Here is a 20824-nt window from a genome sequence, read left to right as displayed (position 1 = left end):
GTCTCATGCCGTCGGTGGTGTCATGCCGCGGGTCTACGCCGTGGGTCTCAGCGCAGTTCCTTCGGCGGTGTCCGCGCGCTGTCCACCTTGTCGACGCGGACCAGCTCGCCCCACACCACGTATCGGTACCGGGAGGTGTACACCGGCGTGCAGGTCGTCAGCGTGATGTAGTGGCCGGCCTTCTTCTTGCCGGACTCCACGGGGATCTGGGCGAGGGTCTTCACGTTGTACTTCGAGGTCTCGGGAAGGATGTCGTAGACCTTGTAGACGTACCACTCGTCCTTCGTCTCGAAGACGATCGGGTCGCCCTTCTTGAGCTTGTCGATGTTGTGGAACTTGGCGCCGTGGCCGTCGCGGTGGGCGGCGAGGGTGAAGTTCCCGGTCTTGCCGGTGGTGGGGAGGGCGGCCTTGACGGGGTCGGTGTAGTAGCCGGCGACGCCGTCGTTCAGGACGCTCGTCTCGGTGCCCTTCTCGACCAGGACCTCGCCGTTCTTCATCGCGGGCACGTGCAGGAAGCCGATGCCGTCCTTGGTGTCGAGCGCCCCCGGACCGCTGTCCTTGTCCTTGGACCAGTTGTTCCTGACCTTGTCGCCCTGCTTGTCGGCCGTGCGGTCGGCGACGACGTTGGTCCACCACAAGGAGTAGACGACGAACAACCCGAGGATCAGGCCCGCCGTGATGAGGAGTTCACCGAAGACGCTGACCGCGGTCGCGACCGGTCCTGCGCCACGGGGGCGGTCCGGGGGTGACGCAGGCGTGTCGGTCTGCTCTTCGGTGTCGTCGGTGGTCGCTGCCACGTTCATCTGCCCCTACTCGATGAGCGCATCCGGCTTGCCCTTGCTGCGCGGCCGTTCCTCGACCATCTTGCCCCAGACGATCAGCCGGTACTTGCTGGTGAACTCCGGCGTACAGGTCGTCAGCGTGATGTAGCGGCCGGGCTTGGTGAAACCCGAGCCCTTGGGGATGGGGTCGATGACGCTGGTGTTGCTCGGCGCCGTCACAGGCAGCGTCTTCGTCATCTTGTAGACGTAGTACGTGGTCTGGGTCTCCACGACGACCTCGTCGCCCGGCTTGAGCTGGTTGATGTACCGGAACGGTTCGCCGTGGGTGTTGCGGTGCGCGGCGAGCGCGAAGTTGCCGGTCTTCGCGTCCGGCATCGCGGTCTTGAGGGCGCCCTCGCTGTAGTGCCCGACCATCCCCTTGTCGAGCACCTTCTTGTTGCTGACGCCCTCGGCGATCGGCGCCACCACGTCCAGCTTGGGGATGTGCAGGATGGCGAAGCCCTGCCCCGGCGAGAACTCCCCCGGAGCGCGCTTCCCGCTCGCCCAGTCGTTCTGGAGCTGGCTCGCCTCGCTGCCGGCCTGCGCGTGCGCCCGTACGTTCGTCCACCACAACTGGTAGGTGACGAACAGCAGCATCAGCACGCCGGTGGTGATGAACACCTCGCCGATGGCCCGGCTCGCGACGACCGCGGGCCCCGGCTTGTTCGCCCGCTGCCGGCGCCGCGCCTCGACGCGCGAGAGGGGCGCGCCCGCGCCCGGCGCCGCGTTCTCGGCACTCTCCGCGGACTCCTCGGCCGCCCCAGCGGCCCCATGACGCCCGTGCCGCCCCTTGGCGGCCTTTCTGCGGGCCGCACGGCCGCCCGTGGGGGTTCCTGTGGCGGAGGAGGCGGATGAGGCGTCAGAGGCCGATATGGACCGGCCGTGGCCCGTCCGCTCCGGCGAGAGGTCGGCTATCCGCAGCGCGACGGTCTCTTCGTCGATCGGACCGTACGGCACCCCGGGCGCGCCCTGTGCCTGCGCGCCGTGCCACTGCTCGAACCCGCCCTGCTCCCCGTACGCCTGCTCCCCGTACGGGGCCTCGGACTCGCGCTCGGGGCGCAGCGCGGTCACGCCGTGGCCCTGCCCACCACCGGGGCGAGCCCCGCCGACCTCGCCACGGCACCCTGGTCGCCGCACTCCACCAGCCAGTTCGCCAGCATCCGGTGCCCGTGCTCGGTGAGCACCGACTCCGGGTGGAACTGGACGCCCTCGACGGGCAGTCGGCGGTGACGCAGGCCCATGATGATGCCGTCGTGCGTCCGTGCGGTGACTTCGAGCTCGGCCGGGACCGTGCCCGGCTCGGCCGCCAGCGAGTGGTAGCGGGTCGCCGTGAAGGGCGAGGGCAGTCCGGCGAAGACGCCCCTGCCCTCGTGCTCGACGAGCGAGGTCTTGCCGTGCAGCAGTTCGGGGGCGCGGTCCACGACACCGCCGTAGGCCACCTGCATCGACTGCATGCCGAGGCAGACGCCGAAGACGGGCACTCCGGTCGAGGCGCAGTGCCGCACCATCTCGATGCAGACGCCGGCCTCCTCGGGGGTGCCGGGGCCCGGCGAGAGGAGGACGCCGTCGAAGCCGTCCTGGGCGTGCGCCGTCGACACCTCGTCGTTGCGCAGCACCTCGCACTCGGCGCCCAGCTGGTACAGGTACTGGACCAGGTTGAAGACGAAGCTGTCGTAGTTGTCGACGACGAGAATCCGTGCGCTCACTGGTTGTCCACCGTCACATCGTTGAAGGGCAGCAGCGGTTCGGCCCACGGGAAGACGTACTGGAAGAGGATGTAGACAACGGCCAGGGCCAGGACAAGCGAAATCAGCGCCCTCACCCACGCGTTCCCCGGCAGATGCCGCCAGATCCAGCCGTACATGCCGTCCCTTCCGTCGCGCCACGGCACCGGACTCACGCCGTACGTCACCAGACTAACGGCGCAGCGCGGCTGGTCTCCCGGCCTCCACAGGCTGTGTGGAGTCGAGATGGGCCCAGACGATCAGCCGGTGGCTGTGCCCCCACTCCGGATCGCACGTGGTCAGCGTGAGATAGCGGCCCGAGGCCGTGTACCCGGACTTACGTGGCACAGGATCGATCACCTCAATGTCGGTGGGCACTGTTTTGTAAGGCCCTTTGTCGATCCGATACGTGAACCAGGTGGTCCCGTCCGTCAGCACCACCGCGTCACCCACACGCAGCTTCGGAAAGTTCACGAAGGGGTTGCCGTACGTCCGCCGGTGCCCGGCCACCGCGAAGTTCCCGACCTGCCCGAGCCGCGCGGTGCCGGCGTAGTGACCGAGCCCCTTCTTGAGGGTGCTGACGTCGGTGTCCTCGAGAACGGGCTTGTTCCACGTGAAACCAAGCCGCGGGATGTACATGATCGCGAAGGGCTTGCCGTCCTTGTAGGCGGCCGGTTTCGCCGGTGCGGGCGAGGGTGCGGCGGACGTCTTCGGGCGGGCGGTCTGCCGCGACCACTGGTCCTGCAACTGGTGGATCTGGTCGCTCATCGTGTGGTCGGCCTTCACACCGGTCCAGAAGAGGACGTAGACCACGAAGAGGACGATCAGGGTGCCGACGGTGATGCAGAGTTCGCTGACGCTCCTGACGATCACGCGCACCGGCAGCTCCCGTACGGACGCCTACTCCACTGGCTTCGCGTAGTGCAGATCCACTGTGCCCGAGTACCCGGGAAGAGTCACCGTCCCGTCGTCGGTCACTTTCCACCCGAGCCCGTAGACATCGACGTACACCATGTAGTTCTGAATCGCCTTGGACGCCGTCAACGCCTGCTGGAGCTTCCCCGGGTCCCCTACGGCCGTGATCTTGTACGGCGGTGAGTAGACCCGGCCCTGGAGGATCAGGGTGTTGCCGACGCAGCGCACGGCGCTGGTCGAGATCAGGCGCTGGTCCATGACCTTGATGCCCTGGGCGCCGCCCTGCCACAGGGCGTTCACCACGGCCTGGAGGTCCTGCTGGTGGATGACGAGGTAGTCGGGCTGCGGCTCAGGGTAGCCGGGGAGCTTGGCGGTGGCGTTCGGCGGGGCGTCGTTGAGGGTGACGGTGACGGCCTTGCCCTTGAGCGGCTGCGCGCCCGCGGTCTTCTCCAGCGCCGCGAGCTTCTTGCCGTCGGCACCCGTGCCGGCGTCGTCCTCCTTTCGGAGGGAGTCGACCTCGTCGCGCAGGACCCCGTTGGCGTCGTTCAGCCGGCCGTTCTTCTGGCTGCGGGTCTGGATGAGGTCGGACAGCTTCAGCAAGGAGGCGTCCGTGCGGATGTTGGTGCCCTTGGCCGTGTTGAAACTGGTGAAGAAGATGAGCCCCGCGAGGGCGAAGACGGCCACCGTGAGAATCCGCACGGGACGGAAACGGCGGATACCGGCAGGACTGGTACCCGTCCCGGGGGAGTCGGCAGAATTGCTCAACGTACCCTTATCTCCTTCGGCGCCGCGGAAGCACTACGCTAACGGACGCCCGGGGGAGCACTCAGTGTCCCCTTGTACGCTGCCCCGGAGCCCGCCCCAGTTCCCTGCGCGGCCACGCAGCGCATCGACAGGAGAGACCCTCGTGCCGAAGTCACGTATCCGCAAGAAGGCCGACTACACGCCGCCGCCGGCGAAGACGGCGACCGCCATCAAGTTGAACAGCCGTGCCTGGGTCGCTCCGGTCATGCTGGCCATGTTCGTCATCGGACTGGCCTGGATCGTCGTCTTCTACGTCACCGACGGCTCCATGCCCATCGACAGCCTGGACAACTGGAACATCGTGGTGGGCTTCGGCTTCATCGCCGCCGGGTTCGGCGTCTCCACGCAGTGGAAGTAGCGGCCTGACCAGCGGTGGAAGCTGCGGCCACCACGCGGTGAACGCAGCTCTGCCCACGGCTTTCCGCTGAGTTATCCACAGGCCAGAGAAGTATCCACAGCGGGCCTGGGGAAAAAGAACGACGATCTGTGGATAACCCGCCGGGTGTTGACGCCGGTGTGACTGACACACCGGCCACCGCAATCCTGTTCGCCCCCTGCCTGACCTGCATAAACACGGGTCAGCGACAGGGGGCACAGCTGTTCCCCCACGGTATGCACAAGATCCGGCACACGCTGTGGACAACGGTTTGATATCAGCTGAGCTGAGCCGTCCTGATCAGCGTCAACACCACGACGACGACCAGGACGACCGCACAGGTGCCGTACTGGATCAGGGCCCGCCGCTCGCGCGGGGCGTGGACCATCGCGTAGCCGGTGATCACACCGGCGACCAGGCCGCCGATGTGGGCTTCCCAGGCGATGTTCATGCCCGGGTTGAAGGTGAAGATCAGGTTGATCACCAGGATGGCGATGAGCGGCCGCAGGTCGTAGTTGAGGCGGCGCATCAGGATCCCGGTCGCGCCGAAGAGCCCGAAGATGGCACCGGAGGCTCCGAGCGAGGGCTGGTTCGGAGCGGCGATCAGATACGTGAGGGCGCTGCCCGCGAGACCCGAGACGAAGTACAGGGCGAGATAGCGGGCGCGGCCGAGCGCCGCCTCCAAGGGACCGCCGAGCCACCACAGGCTCAGCATGTTGAAGATGATGTGGATCGGGCTGGCATGCAGGAACATCGCGGTCAGCAGCCGGTACGGCTGACCCTCGGCGACGCCCTTGACGGAGCCGAAGAGCGGGACGTACGCCTGGCCGAGGAGTTCGAGGCGCTCGGTGAAGCGGTCGCCCACCGCCAGCTGGACCACGTAGAAGGCGACGCAGAGACCGATCAGGATCTTGGTGACGAGCCGCGGGTCCGCCGCCACCGTGCCACCGGCGATCGTGCGGGGCTGTGCCGCGGTCGGGGCGTGCCCCGTGCCGGAGCCTTCGCGCACGCAGTTGGGGCACTGGAAACCGACCGAGGCGCTGACCATGCACTCGGGGCAGATCGGGCGCTCGCAGCGGGTGCAACGCACCCCGGTCTCCCGGTCCGGGTGGCGATAGCAGCCCGGCAGGCTCTGGGCATCCTGGGGCCGCTGTTCCTCCGGGCCCTGCGGGCTGCCTGGCGCCTGTTCCATGGGGTCCCCTCAATCCTTCGTACGCAATGCACCGCCCCGCCCATCCTTACGGATGAACGGGGCGTTTGGTTCCCGGCGGTAAGTGCCGGTCCCGACCCTGCGAGCTAGCGGGTCTCGACGACGACCGACTCGATGACGACGTCCTCGACCGGGCGGTCCGTGCGCGGGTTGGTCTTCGTGCCCGCGATGGTGTCCACGACCTTCTGGCTCGCCGGGTCGGTGACCTCACCGAAGATCGTGTGCTTGCGGGTCAGCCAGGCCGTCGGGGAGACGGTGACGAAGAACTGCGAGCCATTGGTGCCCGGCCCGGCGTTGGCCATGGCCAGCAGGTAGGGCTTGTCGAAGCGGAGGTCCGGGTGGAACTCGTCCTCGAACTGGTAGCCGGGGCCACCCGTGCCGTTGCCCAGCGGGTCCCCGCCCTGAATCATGAAGCCGCTGATCACCCGGTGGAAGACCGTGCCGTCGTAGAGCTTGTCCGTGGACTTCACACCGGTCTCGGGGTTGGTCCACTCACGCTCGCCCGTGGCGAGCTCGACGAAGTTCTTGACCGTCTTGGGCGCGTGGTTCGGCAGCAGCCGGACTTCGATGTCGCCAAGGTTGGTCTTCAGGGTGGCGTAAAGCTGCTCAGCCACGGGCTGCCTTCCGTTGTCTTCCGGTGACCTCACAGATCCTCGCACGCCCGCCGGGCCGCGTCGCCCGACGACCTTCTCTCGGGGCCTTTCCACAGGATCCGCTTGCAGAAAACCGGCCGAGTGGGTCCGGGACAGGGGCACCGGCCGGGGATCCGTGGCATTGTCGACGACAAGCTCCCGTTCCCCCGGATTCATCCGTATTGCACGTGATCGTGACCCGGATGCCCGCCCTCACATGCCCGGTAGCCCTCTGGCAGGCATGATCCGTAATTGGGTGGATAGACGAAGAACCGTACGCCACCGAGGAGGAGGAACCCGTGACCCGCATCGACAGCGTGCGCTCCGCGACCGGATCGGCGAAGGACAGCGTGCTGCACGCCGCGGAAGTGGTGGCGCCCTACGCCGACACGGCCAAGGACAGGGCCTCGTACTACGCCCATGAGGCACGCGTACGACTCGCGCCCAAGGTGTCGCTGGCCGCAGACCAGGCGCGCGTCCAGTACGGCGCCCATGTCGTGCCCCGCCTGGAACAGGCCCGCACCCATGTACCGCCGAAGGTCGACCAGGCCGCCCAGGAAGCCGCCGTCCGTACCCGCAAGGCCGCCCAGCAGGCTGCCGAGTACTCACGGCCGAGGATCGAGCAGGCGGTCGCCGCCGCGGGCCCGGTCAAGGACGAGGCCGCCGCGCGCGGTGCGGCCGCGCTCGCCGCGCTGCGCGGCCAGGTCTCGTCCAAGGACATCCAGAAGCTGGTCCGCAAGCACGAGCGGCGGGCGAGGGCCGGCCGTCTCGCGAAGGGGCTGGCGGTGCTGGGCATCCTGGCGGGCGGCGCTTTCGCCGCCTGGAAGTGGTGGGACAAGCAGGCCAACCCCGACTGGCTGGTCGAACCGCCCGCCGCGACCGAGGTGCCCGAGCCGGGGCATCTCACCTCGGTGGACGGCAGCCCCGAGGCTCTGCTCGACCCCGAGGTCGAGGCCAAGCAGGCCGAGGACGAGGCCGCGGAGAATGACGACCACCGCTGACGTCGACACGCTTTCAACATCGCCGTGGGGCAGGAGACTTGAGGGTCTCCTGCCCCACGGCGATGTTTCACGTGGAACATCCGGCCCATCGCGGCCGCGCCCGAACGGCCTTGATTCCTTGATGTACGCAAGTTGCCTGCGATGACGTTTGCAACGGCCCAGGTGTACAAGCGGCGCACAGACCCCCTTAACGGACCGCACACCCTTGATTACGCGTCCGTATTCACACCAGCTCACACACCTCCCGCACGCGCGGGCACATCATCGCCACATCGCGCCGATCACCGACGCGGCACCCCTCGGACTCCACCCGACGCCGATATTTGCGCAAACAACTGCAACGAAGAGTCGCCCTTTGCGTGACGCACGTCACCTCCCGGGCACAAAGAAGCACCGGCCGGACGCCACTGAGGGCGACCGGCCGGTGCGGGATGTGGAGCCTAGGGGAGTCGAACCCCTGACATCTGCCATGCAAAGACAGCGCTCTACCAACTGAGCTAAGGCCCCGCTAGAGAAGCCCCTACCGGTAGAACCACACACCGGTGAGCTTCGGAGACCAGCGTACCGGGTCACCCCGGGTATCTCGCAAAAACTTGGGGGTCCCGGTGAACGACCACTCTCCGTAAGATGCTCGTCGTGGTTCGCTAGAGCGAACCGCGGTTTTGGGGAAGCGATGGGGAGACGCAATGGACGCCGCACAGCAGGAAGCCACCGCCAGAGCGCGGGAGCTGCAGCGGAATTGGTACGGGGAGCCTTTGGGGGCGCTCTTCCGTAAGCTCATCGACGATCTTGGGCTCAACCAGGCTCGTCTCGCGGGGGTGTTGGGACTGTCCGCACCGATGTTGTCCCAGCTGATGAGCGGTCAGCGGGCGAAGATCGGCAATCCCGCGGTGGTGCAGCGGGTGCAGTTGCTTCAGGACCTGGCGGGGCAGGTCGCGGACGGCAGCGTGAGCGCGGCCGAGGCGACCGAGCGCATGGACGAGATCAAGAAGTCCCAGGGGGGCTCGGTGCTGAGCAACACCACGACCACGACGAGCAGTTCGGGAGCGCCCACGGTCAAACGGGTCGTCCGCGAGATCCAGTCGTTGCTGCGCTCGGTGGCCGCCGCCGGCGACATCATCGACGCGGCGGACACCCTCGCGCCGACCCACCCCGAACTGGCAGAGTTCCTCCGGGTGTACGGCGCCGGCCGCACCTCCGACGCGGTCGCGCACTACCAGTCCCACCAGAGCTGAGCCCCACGGCCCGGCCGCCGATCGGGGGTTCGGCAGCCGGGCACACGGCAACTGCCACCAGGGGGAGTCGTATCGCTCGTCTCGGGGGAAGCAACGGGGGTAGCCGAAGGGGGAGGAGCGACGCACAGCCATGGGTGAGGTGTTCGCCGGCCGGTACGAACTGGTCGACCCGATCGGGCGCGGTGGTGTCGGCGCGGTCTGGCGCGCCTGGGACCACCGGCGCCGCCGCTATGTCGCCGCCAAGGTCCTTCAGCAGAGCGACGCGCACTCCCTGCTGCGCTTCGTACGGGAACAGGCGCTGCGGATCGACCACCCCCATGTGCTCGCACCGGCCAGTTGGGCCGCCGACGACGACAAGGTCCTGTTCACCATGGACCTGGTGGCCGGCGGTTCGCTCGTCCATCTCATCGGGGACTACGGTCCCCTGCCCCCCGCGTTCGTCTGCACACTGCTCGACCAGCTCCTCTCCGGTCTCGCCGCGGTGCACGCGGAAGGCGTCGTGCACCGGGACATCAAGCCCGCGAACCTGCTCCTCGAAGCCACCGGCACGGCCCGTCCACGCCTGCGCCTGTCCGACTTCGGCATCGCGATGCGGCTGGGCGAGGCGCGCCTGACGGAGACCAACCTCGTGGTGGGGACGCCGGGTTACCTCGCGCCGGAACAGATGATGGGCGCGGAACCGGACTTCCCCGCCGACCTGTTCGCCGTAGGACTGGTGGCGCTGTATCTGCTGGAGGGGGCCAAGCCGGACTCCAAGGCGCTGGTGCAGTACTTCGCCGAGCACGGGACTCCGGGGGCGCCCAAGGGGATTCCCGAGGCGCTGTGGCAGGTCGTGGCGACGCTGCTGCAGCCCGATCCGCAGGCCCGCTTCCGCACGGCCACGGGGGCACGCAAGGCGCTCGCCGCGGCGGCGGAGCTTCTGCCGGAGCCGGGACCCGACGACGAGTTGGTCGAGATCTTCGACCAAGTGGGGCCGCTTCCTTCGGGGTTCGCGCCCGAGGGGCCGCTGACGCGGGCCTCCGGGGTGGACACGGGGGCGACGACGTCCGCCACGCCGGCCGGGTCCTCCGAACCCGAGAACGACCTCGGCACCGGCGTGAGCGGCGACCAGGCCCTCGACTCGGCCTGGCCCGGCACGGACTCCGTACCCGTGGATCCACGACAGGGCATCGCCGCCGAGCCGACCCCCACCCCGATCCCGGCAGCGCCGGCTTCCCCTCCTGTCCCACCGCCGTCCTCGATGTCGGACACCGGCAGCTTCCATCTGCCGCCTCCGCGGGCCCCGTACGGACAACAGGTGGAACACGCGGACGAGGCACAGCAGCCAGTCCAGGCGCACCAGGTCGGCCAGTACCAGCCGCCCGTGTACGCGTCCCCCCATGACCTCACGCATGCCCTGTCCTCCCCCCAGCCGCGTTCTGATCCCTCTACTGCTTCATACACCGCTCGGGTCCCGCAGGTTCCGCCCTCGACGCCGCCGGTTGGGCAGCACCGCGGCAGGCGGGCCCGGCGCCGTCCCGGGCCGCCCGCGAAGGTGGCGGTCCCGATCCTGCTGCTCGCGCTGGCCTGCTACGCGGTGGGGTTCTGGGCGCTGACCCGCATCTGAACAATGCGGGGCGGTGCGGCGGTCAATGGGCGGTCGTCGAGGCCCGGCGCCGGGCCGACACCGTCCACACGCCGAGCGTCGCCAGCAGCACGCTGCCCCCGCCGATCCCGGCCACCGCGAGCACCTTCATCGCGGTGTCGCCGCCTCCCCCGGTGCTCCCCGGACTCCCCGCGCTCCCGATGCTCCCGGCACCCCCCGCGGCGGCCGCCGCGCGGTCCCGTGCGGTGACCTCGAAGATGTTCCGGGGATCGGGCTCGGCCGCGTACCCGGGACCCGCGTGCGGCGTACCGGCGACACGTACGCGCAGCGTCACCGGGAACGGTCCCTGGCCGAAATCGTCGGCCACCTGCGCGTCGAGGTGCACGACGAGGTAGTACGCCCCGGCGAAGCGCATCCCGCTCACGTGGTCGACGACGGAGTAGCGGTTGTGGTACTCGACGGGCGGCAGGGGGTCCAGTGCCACGGATCTCTCGCTGCCCTGGTAGCTGAGGCCCGCCTGGTCGACGGAGGCGCGCACGGGGTTGTAGAGCGCCAGGTCCAGCGCGCGGGTCACATAGCCGCTGCCACCGTCCGTGGCGCCCAACTCGGCGGTGACGGAAAGCTGTTGGCCCCAGTCGACCGGCACTTTGTAGAAGAGGGTCCGGCCGGGACCGAGGTCGTCCCGCCACACGCCCTGCCCCACGGCGACCGCCCCGGCGAAGCCCGAACCGCCCGCACGGCGCCGGGCCTCCCCCGTCACGGCCTCGGGCGACGCGGAGTTCCAGTCCTGGGGCGGGCCGGTCGTGCCGGCCTGTGCCGGCGGGGGTTCCGACACCGCGGTGAGTTCCAGGCCCCAGGTGTCCGGCGAGGAGTCCGACGCGTCGACACGCTGGACGAACACGTAGTACTTGCCGCTGCCCTTGCACAGGATCTTGCCGGCCTCCCGCACGGCCCAGGCGGCCACGGGGTGGGGGCTCCTGCCCGCGCCGAAGGTGGCGCTCCGGTGGGTGCAGGCGGTGCCCTGGGCGTTCTGCATCGACACCTTGATGCCGTCGGTGGCGGCGACCGTGGTGCCCGCCGGAGGCACGGCGGTCACGGACACGTAGGCGTTCGACGTGGCGTCGAGATCGAGGCCGTAGTAGACGCCGGCGCCTTTGGGGAGGGAACTCCGGTACGTCCCACCGGCCTTCAGTTCCGCGGCGTCGGCGGTGCCGGTCGCCGCGTCGACGACCTGGTCGCTGCGGTCGTAGCCGTAGGAGCCGGGTGATCCGGCCGCGATGGCGGGCCGGCCCGTGAGGGCGACCGTCGCGCACAGCACCGCGGCGAGGGCCACGCCACGTCGTACGGCCCCGGAGACGGGCGTACGACCGCCCTGTGCCCGCGTCCGCCACCACGCCCTACGCCGCCCCATCACGCGCCACCCCTCGTCGTTGCTCCGGACGTGGCCCATCCTGCCCCGCACGCGCGCGTGGCATCCCGGCAATACGTACGAGCGTCCGAAACGCACGGGTCGTGGCGGCCGTACCCGCACGGCGGCGGGGGCGCAACACAAAGCCCCGACCGCCGGGCGGTCGGGGCTTGATCAGAACTGGATCTCGGTACTCAGGAACCCGTGGGCACGGAGTCGGTCGCCTCCGTCCACAGGTCCTGCTCGGCGCGATCCGCCTGGATCTGGCGGTACACGAGGAGACCGCCGATGGCAGCCAGTGCGACCAGGAGAAGCTTCTTCACCGCGCGACCTCGTCTTTCCTTGACGTAGGGGACCTCTGTCGCCCGACTATACACACCGACCGAGACCGATCGGTGACCTGCGTCCGGGGCCAACTCCCGCCCGGGACAACGCAGTAGGAGCGGACGCGACCGCTCCGATCGGAGGGTGATCACACCCCCACGGACGGTTACTTCGCCCATCTTTCGCGCACATTCGGGCATTTTCGGGCCTCTTGCACCCATCCGAGTGGTGTTCATCAGAACATCGACGCGCCACGGGCGTCGGTCCACCACTTCGCGGGCCCCATACACATCATGAGGAAAGTACGCAAATCGCCCAACCTGAAAGTGAGGGGCCATGGCCCAGATCAAGGTCATGAAGTTGTGGAACGCCTTCGTCACCGGCTTCCTCGCGCTGTGCACGGCGCTCGGACTCATCACGGTCACCGCGACGGCCGCCGCCGCGACTCCGCGGTCCGAGGCGACGAGCACGAGCGCGGTCGCCCAGGCGACGACACCGGCGGTCTCCCCCTGGACCTTCACCAGGTCCCTGCCGCCCACGATGAAGCAACGCATCCGCGCCGAGGCCCACGGCAAGTCCCCGAGCTGCCGCCACCGCCCGCCGACGGACACGGACGAGGCCACGGAGGCCGTGGACCGGGCCGAGCAGTTGGACCACGCCGAGCCGGGGGCTTCGTTCCAGCGCTGATCCGAGCACGCGTCAGCCACATGCCCGACCCCACTGCCCACCCCCTCTGACACAGCGGCGAACTTGCGTACAACGCTTCAGAGAAGACACCGAGGAACCCGGAAACTCCCACCGGCACGATGTGAACGGTCCGGCGTCCACCGCCGCTGTTCACGCTTGTCGGGAAGCTCCTAGTCAGGCAACAGACTGAAGCCGAGCAGCACAGCGGCCTCGACACGCACCGCCCCAGGAGCGAGGACACCGCTGGATTCGGGATCGCCTCCGATGCGACCCCCATGACTGCGCAGCCCGACCGATTCCGGATCGACGTCCTGAATGTGCACTACAGGGCCGAGCCGCACACCACAGGCATCCGCGTAGACCTCGGCCTTGCGCCGTGCGGCCCCGACCGCCCTGCGGCGGGCCTCGTCCCGGAGCGCGGGCTTGTCCAGCACGTCGAAGCGCACCTCGTCGACCCGGTTCGCGCCGGCTCTGACGGCGTCCTCTATCAGAACCTCGAGCCGATCAAGGACCTCGGTCTGCACGGTGTACGTCGCCTCGCAGCGATAGCCGAGGAACGCCCGCTCCGCGCCGTAGCCCTTGAATTCCGACTGGAGGGCGAGACGCGAGCCGGATATGTCGGAGTCGGGTATTCCATGCTCACGCAGCACGGTCCGCAGCCTGACAACCGCTGCTCCGGCCTGTTCGAACGCTTCTTTCGGCGTCGCCGCCAGGAGGTCGACCGCAAGCTTCGCCTGGGCGATCCGGGGCTCCGCCGACACGTTCCCCGCACCGAGCACGCTGAGCCCCCAGGGCTCCTTGATCTCTGTCATCCGGGGATCGAATCAGCAACGCCCCGCCGTCGCAACAGACTTGAAAGCCGTCGTCGCGGCGATGACCGGGTGGAGCGGCACGCGGCATGACGCCGGGTCGGGACGATTCCCAGAGCTTGTCGTCGCGTTCCAGGATCAGGAGACGCGAGCCCAAGGGTTGGTGTCAATCGGGGATGTCAGAAGACCCCCAGCCTGATCGGCTGGGGGTCTTCTGGCTGGTGGGGCTAACAGGATTTGAACCTGTGGCCTCATCCTTATCAGGAATCAGCGCTCAAAGATGATCTCCCCAGGTCAAGAACGTGCAGGTCAAGGACCCATCCACAACGGTCTACACGGCCCGCACCCACCCCACCCCTGTGCGACCTACGCGCTTCCCGGGATAGCTCCGGGAGAGTTCCGGGATAGCTCAGGCCGCCGAGACGACCCGCAGTTTCCGCTGGCGCGGCACCTTGACGCCCGGTTTCCCGTCCTCCAGCGCCGCCAGGACCTGCCCCGGGTAGTCGGCCGCCGCGTGCGTGTAGATCCACGTCACTTCTCCCGCGCGCTCGTGCCCGAGGATCTCCTGAGTGATCACCTCCGGAACGCCGCGCGCGTGCAGCCGCGAGGCGAAGGCGTGCCGGGTGTCATGGAAGTCGGGCCACCAGTCCGTACGGTCGACCTTCACGGGCCGACGGCGGCCGGAGTCCTCGTCGACCTGCTGCACCGTGACCGTGCGCACCTTCTTCCGCACGACGCCCGCCTTATCGATGGCGTCCGTCCAGAGCCGCCGGAACGCGGACCGCCGGAGGGGAGCGCGGTACGCCTCGCCCACACCGTCGATCCCCTTGGTTCCGCGCCGGACCTTGTTCCGGCCGTGGAACACCAACTCCTCTTCCCGCAGCCCGTTCTTCGGCTCCGACACGGCCCGGCTGGGACTTCCCTCAGCGCTCTCCTCTGCCCAGAGGTCTCGGAGGACTCGGGCGGCGAGACCTGTGAGTGGCACTGAACGAAGTCCGGCATCCGACTTCGGGTACTCCTTGCGCTTGATCTTCCCGCGGGGCTCCACCAGGACCTCGCGGACGTGGATGCGTCGGCCCTCGAAGTCCACCCAGCACCAGCGGAGCCCGGCCAACTCCTGGAAGCGGAGTCCGGTCTCCTGGGCGACGATCAGCAGGGCGTGCATGTAGTCGGGGAGTTTCTGCCGGATCAGCCAGAGCTGCGCGTAGCTCGGTGGCCGCCGGTCCTCCGGATGTTTCTTCTTGATCGTCGGCAGCTTGACGCCTTCGGCCGGGTTGAAGGGGAGGCGCCGGTCGCGTTTCGCGTCCTCCAGCATCCGGTCCAGTACCTGGAACACCTTCGTCACGCTGGACGCCTTCAGCGGGCCGCCGTTCTCGTCGTGCAGCGAGTTGACCCAGAGCTGGGTCTCCCGCCACTCCATCTCGAACAGCTTGACCGAGGCGAAGGTGGGCGCGACGTGGTTGCGCCAAGACGCCTCGTCGCGGAGCTGACTCTGCGTCCAGTGCTCGATCCTCGCCTCCCCCTTGGTCTGAGTCGGCCACCACAACCGCCACCAGGCCCCGAGGGTGATCTCGCCTCGGGCGGGGTCGATCCAGACCCGTTGCCGCATCTCGGTGCGGGTCTGCTCCAGAAAGGCGACAGCCTGGTCGTGGGTCGGCCTCGTCTTGCTGCGTTCCTTGCCCGTCGGGTCCGTGTAGCGGGCCTCCCAGGATCCGGTGTGCTCGTCGACCGTAGGCCGGTGCCCGGGCTTCTTCTGCTGGCAGGTCGGGCAGCCGCATCGTGCGGATGGCACCGGGCGTGGATTGTTGGACGGCTGGTCGGCAGCCGCCTTCTTGCGCGCCATGGAAATACTCCTGATCAGAGAACGCGTGCGCCGGCGGTGAACGCCTGTGGCAGCTCAACGGGCTCACCGCAAAAGCAGGTGAGGCCAGCGCCTGGAGTGTTTGGCACGCCGAGGTCGATCGTCAGGATCGCGTCGAGTTCTCTGATCAGTGCGTGAGGGTGGGTGCCCCTGTCTACGAGGATCGTGACCTCGTCCGGGTCCCAAATGGCGATCGTCGGAAGGTCGTTGACCACGGCGATGCGGATGCACACAGGTGTCCCCCCAGGTATGTGCTACGGCACGTGATCCGCTCCGGGAGGACAGCGGGAGATCGATCGTACCCACATGTGTGCGACGTGTGTAGATCGTTTGATCGTGTTTGATTCATGTTTTTCGCTATTCAAAGACCAACAAACCACTCCGTTCTTGAATAAAGAAATAGATCACCCATGGTTAGGCAACCCTTTGTTTCCCTTATGGAACGCGGCTTACGATGACTAGCGCGTTGGTGTACTTGACCACTTCGCGCTGCTTGTCGTCCGGCAGCTGCCGGTACAGCTTCAAGAGCCGCGCCTCTCTCTCATCACCGCTTGGGCCGGGAACCGGCCGGCCAGCAGCCTCGAAGAGTTGCTTCGGGGTAACGGCCGCCCCCCAGCCCCGCAAGACACCGGCAAGACTGCGCAGTTCGTCGGGATCGATGCGACTGGTGCCACGCTTCCGCTTCAGCCAACTGTTGAGGCGCGTGTATCCGATTCCGGCGGCGTCCGCGAGCTCCTTCTGATCTCTCTGCACTTCTTCGAGCAGGCGAAGGAGTAGTGCCGCCAGGTCCTCGCCCGCGGGGGCGGAGTCGCCGGCGGGGCGGTCGGGCTCGTCACCGGGGCGGTTCTGGACGGTGTTCACAGCCTTGAGGATCCGATACGGGATCTACATTCGCAAGTAGAACGTGGATTGATGACGCGTATTTGACGGCGCCGTGGCGCATCTACAGCACCCCCATGCACCCCGGAGTGCCCCACAAAACACCCTGTGCACCCCCTTGACGCAATCCACATCCACATACAGAATGTGGATCGTGCAGGTCGAAGCGACCCGCACGACCCCTATCGACCACAGAGGTTCCACCATGCGACGACTGGACAAAGGTGCCCCGCTGCGGGCCGCCATGAAGGCGGCCGGTCTGGACATCCCGAGCCTCGCCGCCAAGACCCGCGAAATCGACCTCGACGGCAGGGGCATCTCCAGGTCATTGATCGGCTTCATCGTCGGCGGTGGCGCCACGGCACGCGAGGAATGCAGCGACCGGGCCGCGCGGCTCATCAGCACGGCGCTCGACCGGGAGGTCATCGACCTCTTCCGGCCGGCCGTTCCGCTGCCCAGTAAATCCACATCCACACAAGAAAAGTGGATCAGTCGATCGCGAAAGCCACTCCCTGCCCACCTCATGGATCAACGGGAGCTGGCCAGCTTCCTGCGCAAGTCGATGAGCTGGATCGACGCGCAGATCACGGAGGCGAAGCAGCAGGGCAAGGTCTGGCCTGGCCTGATCTACGTCGGCAGTAGCCGGCGCTTCGACCCACACGCGGTGCTGGAGGCGCTGCAGGAGCAACGCCAACCCGCCGCCTGACGTGATGGAGCCTCCATGACGAGTGCCTACACGAAGGCCTATCAGGCGCTGACCCGTGGCCACGTACTGCGGCCTGACGAGGCTGCCGAACTACTCGCTGACCTGCGTGCGGAGACCGCGACCGAGCTGACGGACGCGGTTTTCGAGCAGCTGGTCACCGACAGCCAGGCGACCTCGACCGACACCGAGGCGGCCATCCGCCGTAAGCGCAGGGCGTTCGGCGCCGGCACCAAGACCTTGCGAGCGATCCGTCAGACCGCCGCATCCACACCAACGACACCGGGGCCGTCCGGACCTGCCAGTCCGTACGGCCCCGCTTGAGACGTCACCTCACGACTCTGAAATGAGGTTCACGTGGAACAGGCTACCGAGGCCACCACGACCACCGCACCCCCTCCCCCGATGACCGAAACGTTCGCCCACGCCCACGCCGTGGCCGGCATCGTCGTGGCCGAACTCAACGCGGACCAGCTGCCGTTCGCGGTGGAGATCGAGGAGGACTTCTCCTCCGGCCACCGCGTGCACCTCAAAGTCCGCGCGACCCTAGCCCGCGGACTGCTGGCCTTCGCCTCCGTCTTCGACGTCCCTGTGACCCGCGCTGACACCGCGTTCGGTGTCCACTTCGACGCCATCACGCGCATCGAGGACGTAGAGGTCCGTGCCAGTGCCCTCGTCTCCCCGGTCCAGGCCGCCGACCTTGAAGGCCAACCCGCCCCGCTGTCCGAGCCCTTGGAGGCTCGTGAGGTGCAGCCGGTACCGCTCGGCGCCAGCGTCCTCGCTCAGGTGGCCGCCGTTGTCCCCGTGGTCCCGCCGTTGATCGAGCTCCTGGGCCTCCAGGACGTCGCCCGCTGCGTGCGGTGTGGCTGCACCGACGAGCGCGCCTGCGAGGGCGGCTGCTACTGGGTGCCCAACCGCCAGATGGTCGACTTCTGCAGCGCGTGCGCCACCCCCGCCGAGCTCCAGGCCATGACGTACGCCGCCGAGATCTCGGACGGTGGCGAGTGAACCAGGACCCGCGGCACGTCACGCACGAGTTGCACTCCGCCCTGCAGATGGCCGCCGGTCTCCTCGACCTGCCGCTGGCTGCCCCCCAACTCGAGGCAATGGCGCTCGAGTTGACCGGTCCCGTCCGCGCGCTGATCGCCGAGGCGCTCGCGGCGGTCGGCGATGACGCGCCGGTCCGCTATGCGGTTACCGACGGCGCGTTCGAGGAGTCGGAGTTCGCCGGGTGCGTGAGGCGCGTCGGCTTGGACGTCGACCTCGACTCGCCCGCCGTGGTCCTGGCCGAGCGCATGCGCTCGACTCAGCACGACGTCGTGAGCACCGAGATACCCGACAAGACCACGCTGGGCATCACCGTACGGCCGCAGTCACTGGACTGCTGGCGCTGGTGGATGGTCAGCCTCGGTGTCGACCCCGAGCGGGTCACGACCGACGGCACTACGGCCGTCGGCACCGGCTCCTCCAAGGGCGTCACCGTGAACCTGCGGGGCGAGGGCGTACCCGAGTTGCTCACGGACCGCGCGGCCGCCCGGCTCATGGGCGTGATCACCGAACCGGTCGCGCCGTGACCGGGCCTGCGAGCACCGTCGAGTGGCTCGTCTGCAGCGGGATCGGCTGCTGCACCGGCGTGGTCCTGCTCGGCCTGGTGAAGCTCACGCTCGACTCCGACGGCGAGCTGGCCACCAAGTCCGTTCACGACGCGCCCAGTTACCACGCGTACCAGCCGCCTCCGGCCCTGCCCGCCCGCGCTCCCGTGCGCGGGCCGCAGCACGCCGCCCCGCTCGCCCTGGCCGAGACCCAGCCCATCCGCGTGCTGCACCATGCACGCCACGCCAAGAAGGCCGCCTGACATGTTGATCGAGGAAACCTACTTCGGGTGGGCCCCGTACACCCACGCCGACGCCTGCCCGAACCCCACCTGGGACGAGGTGCAGGCCCGCCGCGACGAGGGACGCCGCCCCGGCGCCACCACCGACCAGCCCCACACCTGCACCAACGGCATCTGCCTGCACGCCAACTGCTTCGGACGCGTCCGGGTGCGGCTGCTGTGCCGGGACTGCGACACCGTGTACACGATCGCCGGTGAGGGGCTCACCGAGACCCGCTCCACCACCGAGCTCACCGGCTGGGGCCAGCGGCCGCGCCAGGTCGGCGACGTGTGGCTGTGGCCCGGCGACGTCGCCCTCCCCGGTAGCCAGCCGTACCAGTACCTGGTCACCCGCCAGCCCCAGACCATCACCCCGGAGACCGTGTACGGCATCGTCACCTGGCACCTGGGCTCCGAGATCGGGCCTCTCTGGATCGCGGGTGCGGTTCCCGACGAGGGCGGCGCGCACCAGATCTCCCACCTCCGCTGGCGCCACACCTCCCGCGGCCTCGTCACGGTCGACGACGCTGCCGCCTGGATCGCGGGCGCCGACACTCGCGTGCAGCGCCCGCTGGTGGTGACCGCATGAACCTCGTCGAGCTCGCTCTCACCACCTACACCGAGAGCAAGGCCGCGGAGGCGGACGCGGCCGGCGACCACCTCGAGCAGGAGAAGGCCGACTTCATCGAGCTGGCGCGGGCCTGCGCCGGCAGCACCCTGTCGAAGGATGCCGGTGAACTCGACTGGCGCTACACGAACGGTCTGCCCGAGACCATCCAGGAAGCGCATGCGCTCGTCGCTCCTGGGCGTCTGGAGTACCTCCGTTACCGCGCCTATTACTCCGACAAGGACGACACGTCGTTCGCGTTCGAGTTGGTCCAACCGTGCCTGGCCTGCGGAGTCGACCGGGTCGACGCGGTGGGCAACCTGTTCCGCCTCGGCCAGCTCCTCAGCGAGTCCGAGGACGACGACCACACGCCCGCGGACGACTCGGATGGCGAGGCCGCCCCGGCCCCGCTCGCTCCCATCGACGCCCTCCAGGTACGTGCAGCCCGCATGACGCGGCTGGCCCGGCGCCTGGCCGACGAGCACCCGGACGCCGGCCTCAAGGTCCGGTACGCCACCGTCGCCGGGTTCGAGGACGGCGGCCGAGGCGAGCTCCAGCTGCGGGCCGCGAGCGCGGAGGCAGCCGCCTCCGTAGCCACGGCCCTCGGCGCCGAGATGGTGACCGAGATCCGCAGCTCCATCCCGCCGTACGTCTTCCGGCGCGGTGACGTGACGGTGGCCGTCGACGGCATCGAGGTTCAGCTCTCGGGCCACACCCAGCTGACCGATGAGGAGGCCGCCGCCTGGCACGCCGAGCAGGACCAGGCGGCCGACGGTGGTGAGGCGTGATGAACCGTCGTCAGCTCGCTGCCGCCATCGTGCAGCGCAGGATCCTCACCCTGGTCCCGGGCTCCGGCGCTGAGTCCACCACCGTCTGCGTCGAGTACGCCTACGAGCAGGCAGGGCAGCCCGCTCACGACTCCTGGTCCGGCAGCGTCGAGGGGTTCGCTCAGCGCATCGCCACCGCCCTGATCGGCACCGCTCCCTTCGAAGAGGAGACTCTGCAGGCCGGGCTTCGCGACGAGCTCGGCGAAGCGCTCATCGACGCAGGCGGTGTACCCGACACCCTCCCGGTCCAGGTCATGGCCCAGGCCGGAGTACTCGCTGATGCCGTGCTGCCGATCGTCAACCGCATCGCGGCGCAGGCGGCGCAGGACGCGATCAACCAGGCGGCCTCCCTGTTCGAGGCCCGCCACCGTGCCCTGCTGGACGGCGGACTGACGAACGCCGGCGAGGTCGCCGAGCTGCTGCGTGAGCATGCTGCAGAGCTCACCGAGGAGCAGGTTCTCCGCGCCGACGCTTCAGGCGGTCACTGATGGGTGCCGCTCTCCTGCCGGTCCTCGGCCTCCTCCTGACCGCCGTCCTGACCCT

At 68.6% G+C, this 20824-nt stretch carries 27 protein-coding genes and 1 tRNA gene; 13 read left to right on the top strand and 15 right to left on the bottom strand.

Translation table 11 applies throughout. The annotated features are described in order from the left end of the window. Positions 1-47: 47 nt before the first annotated feature. The 6 genes from JHN63_RS02235 to JHN63_RS02210 are packed head-to-tail and all read right to left on the bottom strand — an operon-like array spanning position 48 to position 4225. Positions 48-803, bottom strand: a complete 756-nt coding sequence (locus JHN63_RS02235) for a class E sortase (RefSeq protein ID WP_200676923.1) — start codon at positions 801-803, stop codon at positions 48-50. Positions 804-809: 6 nt separating this feature from the next. Continuing rightward, complete coding sequence (locus tag JHN63_RS02230) at positions 810-1892, bottom strand: class E sortase (protein ID WP_200676922.1); 1083 nt, start codon at positions 1890-1892, stop codon at positions 810-812. After that, positions 1889-2527, bottom strand: coding sequence for an aminodeoxychorismate/anthranilate synthase component II (locus JHN63_RS02225; RefSeq protein WP_200676921.1), 639 nt, complete (start codon positions 2525-2527; stop codon positions 1889-1891). Before JHN63_RS02225 ends, JHN63_RS02230 begins: the two co-directional genes overlap by 4 nt. After that, a complete protein-coding gene (locus tag JHN63_RS02220) occupies positions 2524-2733 on the bottom strand; it encodes a hypothetical protein (RefSeq protein ID WP_200676935.1) in 210 nt (69 codons plus the stop codon). The genes JHN63_RS02225 and JHN63_RS02220 overlap by 4 nt, the downstream gene beginning before the upstream one ends. A gap of 4 nt (positions 2734-2737) precedes the next feature. Beyond that, positions 2738-3424 carry a class E sortase gene (locus tag JHN63_RS02215; protein WP_200676920.1) on the bottom strand — a complete coding sequence of 229 codons (687 nt, stop codon included), beginning with the start codon at positions 3422-3424 and terminating at the stop codon, positions 2738-2740. A 21-nt stretch (positions 3425-3445) separates the two neighbouring features. After that, positions 3446-4225: a DUF881 domain-containing protein gene (locus JHN63_RS02210; protein ID WP_200676919.1), complete on the bottom strand. Its 780-nt coding sequence runs from the start codon at positions 4223-4225 to the stop codon at positions 3446-3448. A gap of 142 nt (positions 4226-4367) precedes the next feature. On the opposite strand from JHN63_RS02210, the gene crgA reads away from it, so the two are divergent. Next, a complete protein-coding gene (crgA, locus tag JHN63_RS02205; RefSeq protein WP_019073554.1) occupies positions 4368-4622 on the top strand; it encodes a cell division protein CrgA in 255 nt (84 codons plus the stop codon). Positions 4623-4917: 295 nt separating this feature from the next. Here the strand turns inward: crgA and JHN63_RS02200 are convergent, their stop codons facing one another. Both JHN63_RS02200 and JHN63_RS02195 read right to left on the bottom strand, forming a co-directional pair. After that, on the bottom strand, positions 4918-5832 hold the full coding sequence (locus tag JHN63_RS02200) for a rhomboid family intramembrane serine protease (RefSeq protein WP_200676918.1): 915 nt from the start codon (positions 5830-5832) through the stop codon (positions 4918-4920). Between the two features lie 104 nt (positions 5833-5936). Continuing rightward, positions 5937-6464: a peptidylprolyl isomerase gene (locus JHN63_RS02195; RefSeq protein WP_200676917.1), complete on the bottom strand. Its 528-nt coding sequence runs from the start codon at positions 6462-6464 to the stop codon at positions 5937-5939. Positions 6465-6781: 317 nt separating this feature from the next. On the opposite strand from JHN63_RS02195, the gene JHN63_RS02190 reads away from it, so the two are divergent. Then, the gene (locus JHN63_RS02190; protein WP_200676916.1) at positions 6782-7483 is read left to right on the top strand and encodes a DUF5324 family protein; all 702 of its coding nucleotides are present in this window, start codon (positions 6782-6784) and stop codon (positions 7481-7483) included. 434 nt (positions 7484-7917) lie between these two features. On the opposite strand, the gene JHN63_RS02185 is transcribed toward JHN63_RS02190, so the two are convergent. After that, a tRNA-Ala gene (locus tag JHN63_RS02185) sits at positions 7918-7990 on the bottom strand. Between the two features lie 179 nt (positions 7991-8169). On the opposite strand from JHN63_RS02185, the gene JHN63_RS02180 reads away from it, so the two are divergent. Together JHN63_RS02180 and JHN63_RS02175 are read left to right on the top strand one after the other, a co-directional pair. Beyond that, positions 8170-8718, top strand: a complete 549-nt coding sequence (locus JHN63_RS02180; protein ID WP_019055167.1) for a DNA-binding protein — start codon at positions 8170-8172, stop codon at positions 8716-8718. Between the two features lie 130 nt (positions 8719-8848). After that, on the top strand, positions 8849-10324 hold the full coding sequence (locus tag JHN63_RS02175; RefSeq protein WP_200676915.1) for a serine/threonine-protein kinase: 1476 nt from the start codon (positions 8849-8851) through the stop codon (positions 10322-10324). A gap of 22 nt (positions 10325-10346) precedes the next feature. Here JHN63_RS02175 and JHN63_RS02170 read toward each other — a convergent pair whose 3' ends face one another. Further along, on the bottom strand, positions 10347-11714 hold the full coding sequence (locus tag JHN63_RS02170; RefSeq protein WP_234475937.1) for a hypothetical protein: 1368 nt from the start codon (positions 11712-11714) through the stop codon (positions 10347-10349). Between the two features lie 191 nt (positions 11715-11905). After that, entirely contained in the window at positions 11906-12034 is a 129-nt protein-coding gene (locus tag JHN63_RS52330) for a DLW-39 family protein (RefSeq protein WP_003999697.1), read from the bottom strand. 337 nt (positions 12035-12371) lie between these two features. Between JHN63_RS52330 and JHN63_RS02160 the strand changes: the two genes are divergently transcribed. Next, complete coding sequence (locus JHN63_RS02160; protein WP_200676913.1) at positions 12372-12722, top strand: DUF6344 domain-containing protein; 351 nt, start codon at positions 12372-12374, stop codon at positions 12720-12722. A gap of 170 nt (positions 12723-12892) precedes the next feature. On the opposite strand, the gene JHN63_RS02155 is transcribed toward JHN63_RS02160, so the two are convergent. From JHN63_RS02155 to JHN63_RS02140, 4 genes are all read right to left on the bottom strand, one after another. Next, the gene (locus JHN63_RS02155) at positions 12893-13534 is read right to left on the bottom strand and encodes an SIMPL domain-containing protein (protein ID WP_200676912.1); all 642 of its coding nucleotides are present in this window, start codon (positions 13532-13534) and stop codon (positions 12893-12895) included. Between the two features lie 406 nt (positions 13535-13940). Beyond that, positions 13941-15374: a tyrosine-type recombinase/integrase gene (locus JHN63_RS02150; RefSeq protein WP_200676911.1), complete on the bottom strand. Its 1434-nt coding sequence runs from the start codon at positions 15372-15374 to the stop codon at positions 13941-13943. Between the two features lie 14 nt (positions 15375-15388). Then, complete coding sequence (locus JHN63_RS02145) at positions 15389-15625, bottom strand: hypothetical protein (protein ID WP_200676910.1); 237 nt, start codon at positions 15623-15625, stop codon at positions 15389-15391. A gap of 202 nt (positions 15626-15827) precedes the next feature. Continuing rightward, positions 15828-16253, bottom strand: a complete 426-nt coding sequence (locus JHN63_RS02140) for a helix-turn-helix transcriptional regulator (protein ID WP_234475934.1) — start codon at positions 16251-16253, stop codon at positions 15828-15830. 172 nt (positions 16254-16425) lie between these two features. On the opposite strand from JHN63_RS02140, the gene JHN63_RS02135 reads away from it, so the two are divergent. The 8 genes from JHN63_RS02135 (at position 16426) to JHN63_RS02100 (ending at position 20769) form a co-directional block, all read left to right on the top strand. Next, entirely contained in the window at positions 16426-16977 is a 552-nt protein-coding gene (locus JHN63_RS02135) for a hypothetical protein (RefSeq protein ID WP_200676909.1), read from the top strand. Between the two features lie 15 nt (positions 16978-16992). Then, positions 16993-17298, top strand: coding sequence for a hypothetical protein (locus JHN63_RS02130; protein WP_200676908.1), 306 nt, complete (start codon positions 16993-16995; stop codon positions 17296-17298). Between the two features lie 81 nt (positions 17299-17379). Next, positions 17380-17982, top strand: coding sequence for a hypothetical protein (locus JHN63_RS02125; protein ID WP_200676907.1), 603 nt, complete (start codon positions 17380-17382; stop codon positions 17980-17982). Next, a complete protein-coding gene (locus tag JHN63_RS02120) occupies positions 17979-18548 on the top strand; it encodes a hypothetical protein (RefSeq protein WP_200676906.1) in 570 nt (189 codons plus the stop codon). The genes JHN63_RS02125 and JHN63_RS02120 overlap by 4 nt, the downstream gene beginning before the upstream one ends. Continuing rightward, positions 18545-18829 (top strand): hypothetical protein, encoded by a 285-nt coding sequence (locus tag JHN63_RS02115; RefSeq protein WP_200676905.1) that lies wholly within the window; start codon positions 18545-18547, stop codon positions 18827-18829. The genes JHN63_RS02120 and JHN63_RS02115 overlap by 4 nt, the downstream gene beginning before the upstream one ends. 1 nt (position 18830) lies before the next feature. Continuing rightward, positions 18831-19436 (top strand): hypothetical protein, encoded by a 606-nt coding sequence (locus tag JHN63_RS02110; RefSeq protein WP_200676904.1) that lies wholly within the window; start codon positions 18831-18833, stop codon positions 19434-19436. Further along, positions 19433-20242 (top strand): hypothetical protein, encoded by an 810-nt coding sequence (locus JHN63_RS02105; protein ID WP_200676903.1) that lies wholly within the window; start codon positions 19433-19435, stop codon positions 20240-20242. Before JHN63_RS02110 ends, JHN63_RS02105 begins: the two co-directional genes overlap by 4 nt. Continuing rightward, positions 20242-20769 (top strand): hypothetical protein, encoded by a 528-nt coding sequence (locus JHN63_RS02100; protein WP_200676902.1) that lies wholly within the window; start codon positions 20242-20244, stop codon positions 20767-20769. Before JHN63_RS02105 ends, JHN63_RS02100 begins: the two co-directional genes overlap by 1 nt. The last annotated feature ends 55 nt before the right edge of the window (positions 20770-20824 follow it).

The organism is Streptomyces sp. MBT65 (assembly GCF_016612545.1).
Taxonomy (GTDB): Bacteria; Actinomycetota; Actinomycetes; order Streptomycetales; family Streptomycetaceae; genus Streptomyces.
Note: the sequence above shows the minus strand (reverse complement) of the source record. Positions and strands in the feature narration are given on the sequence as shown.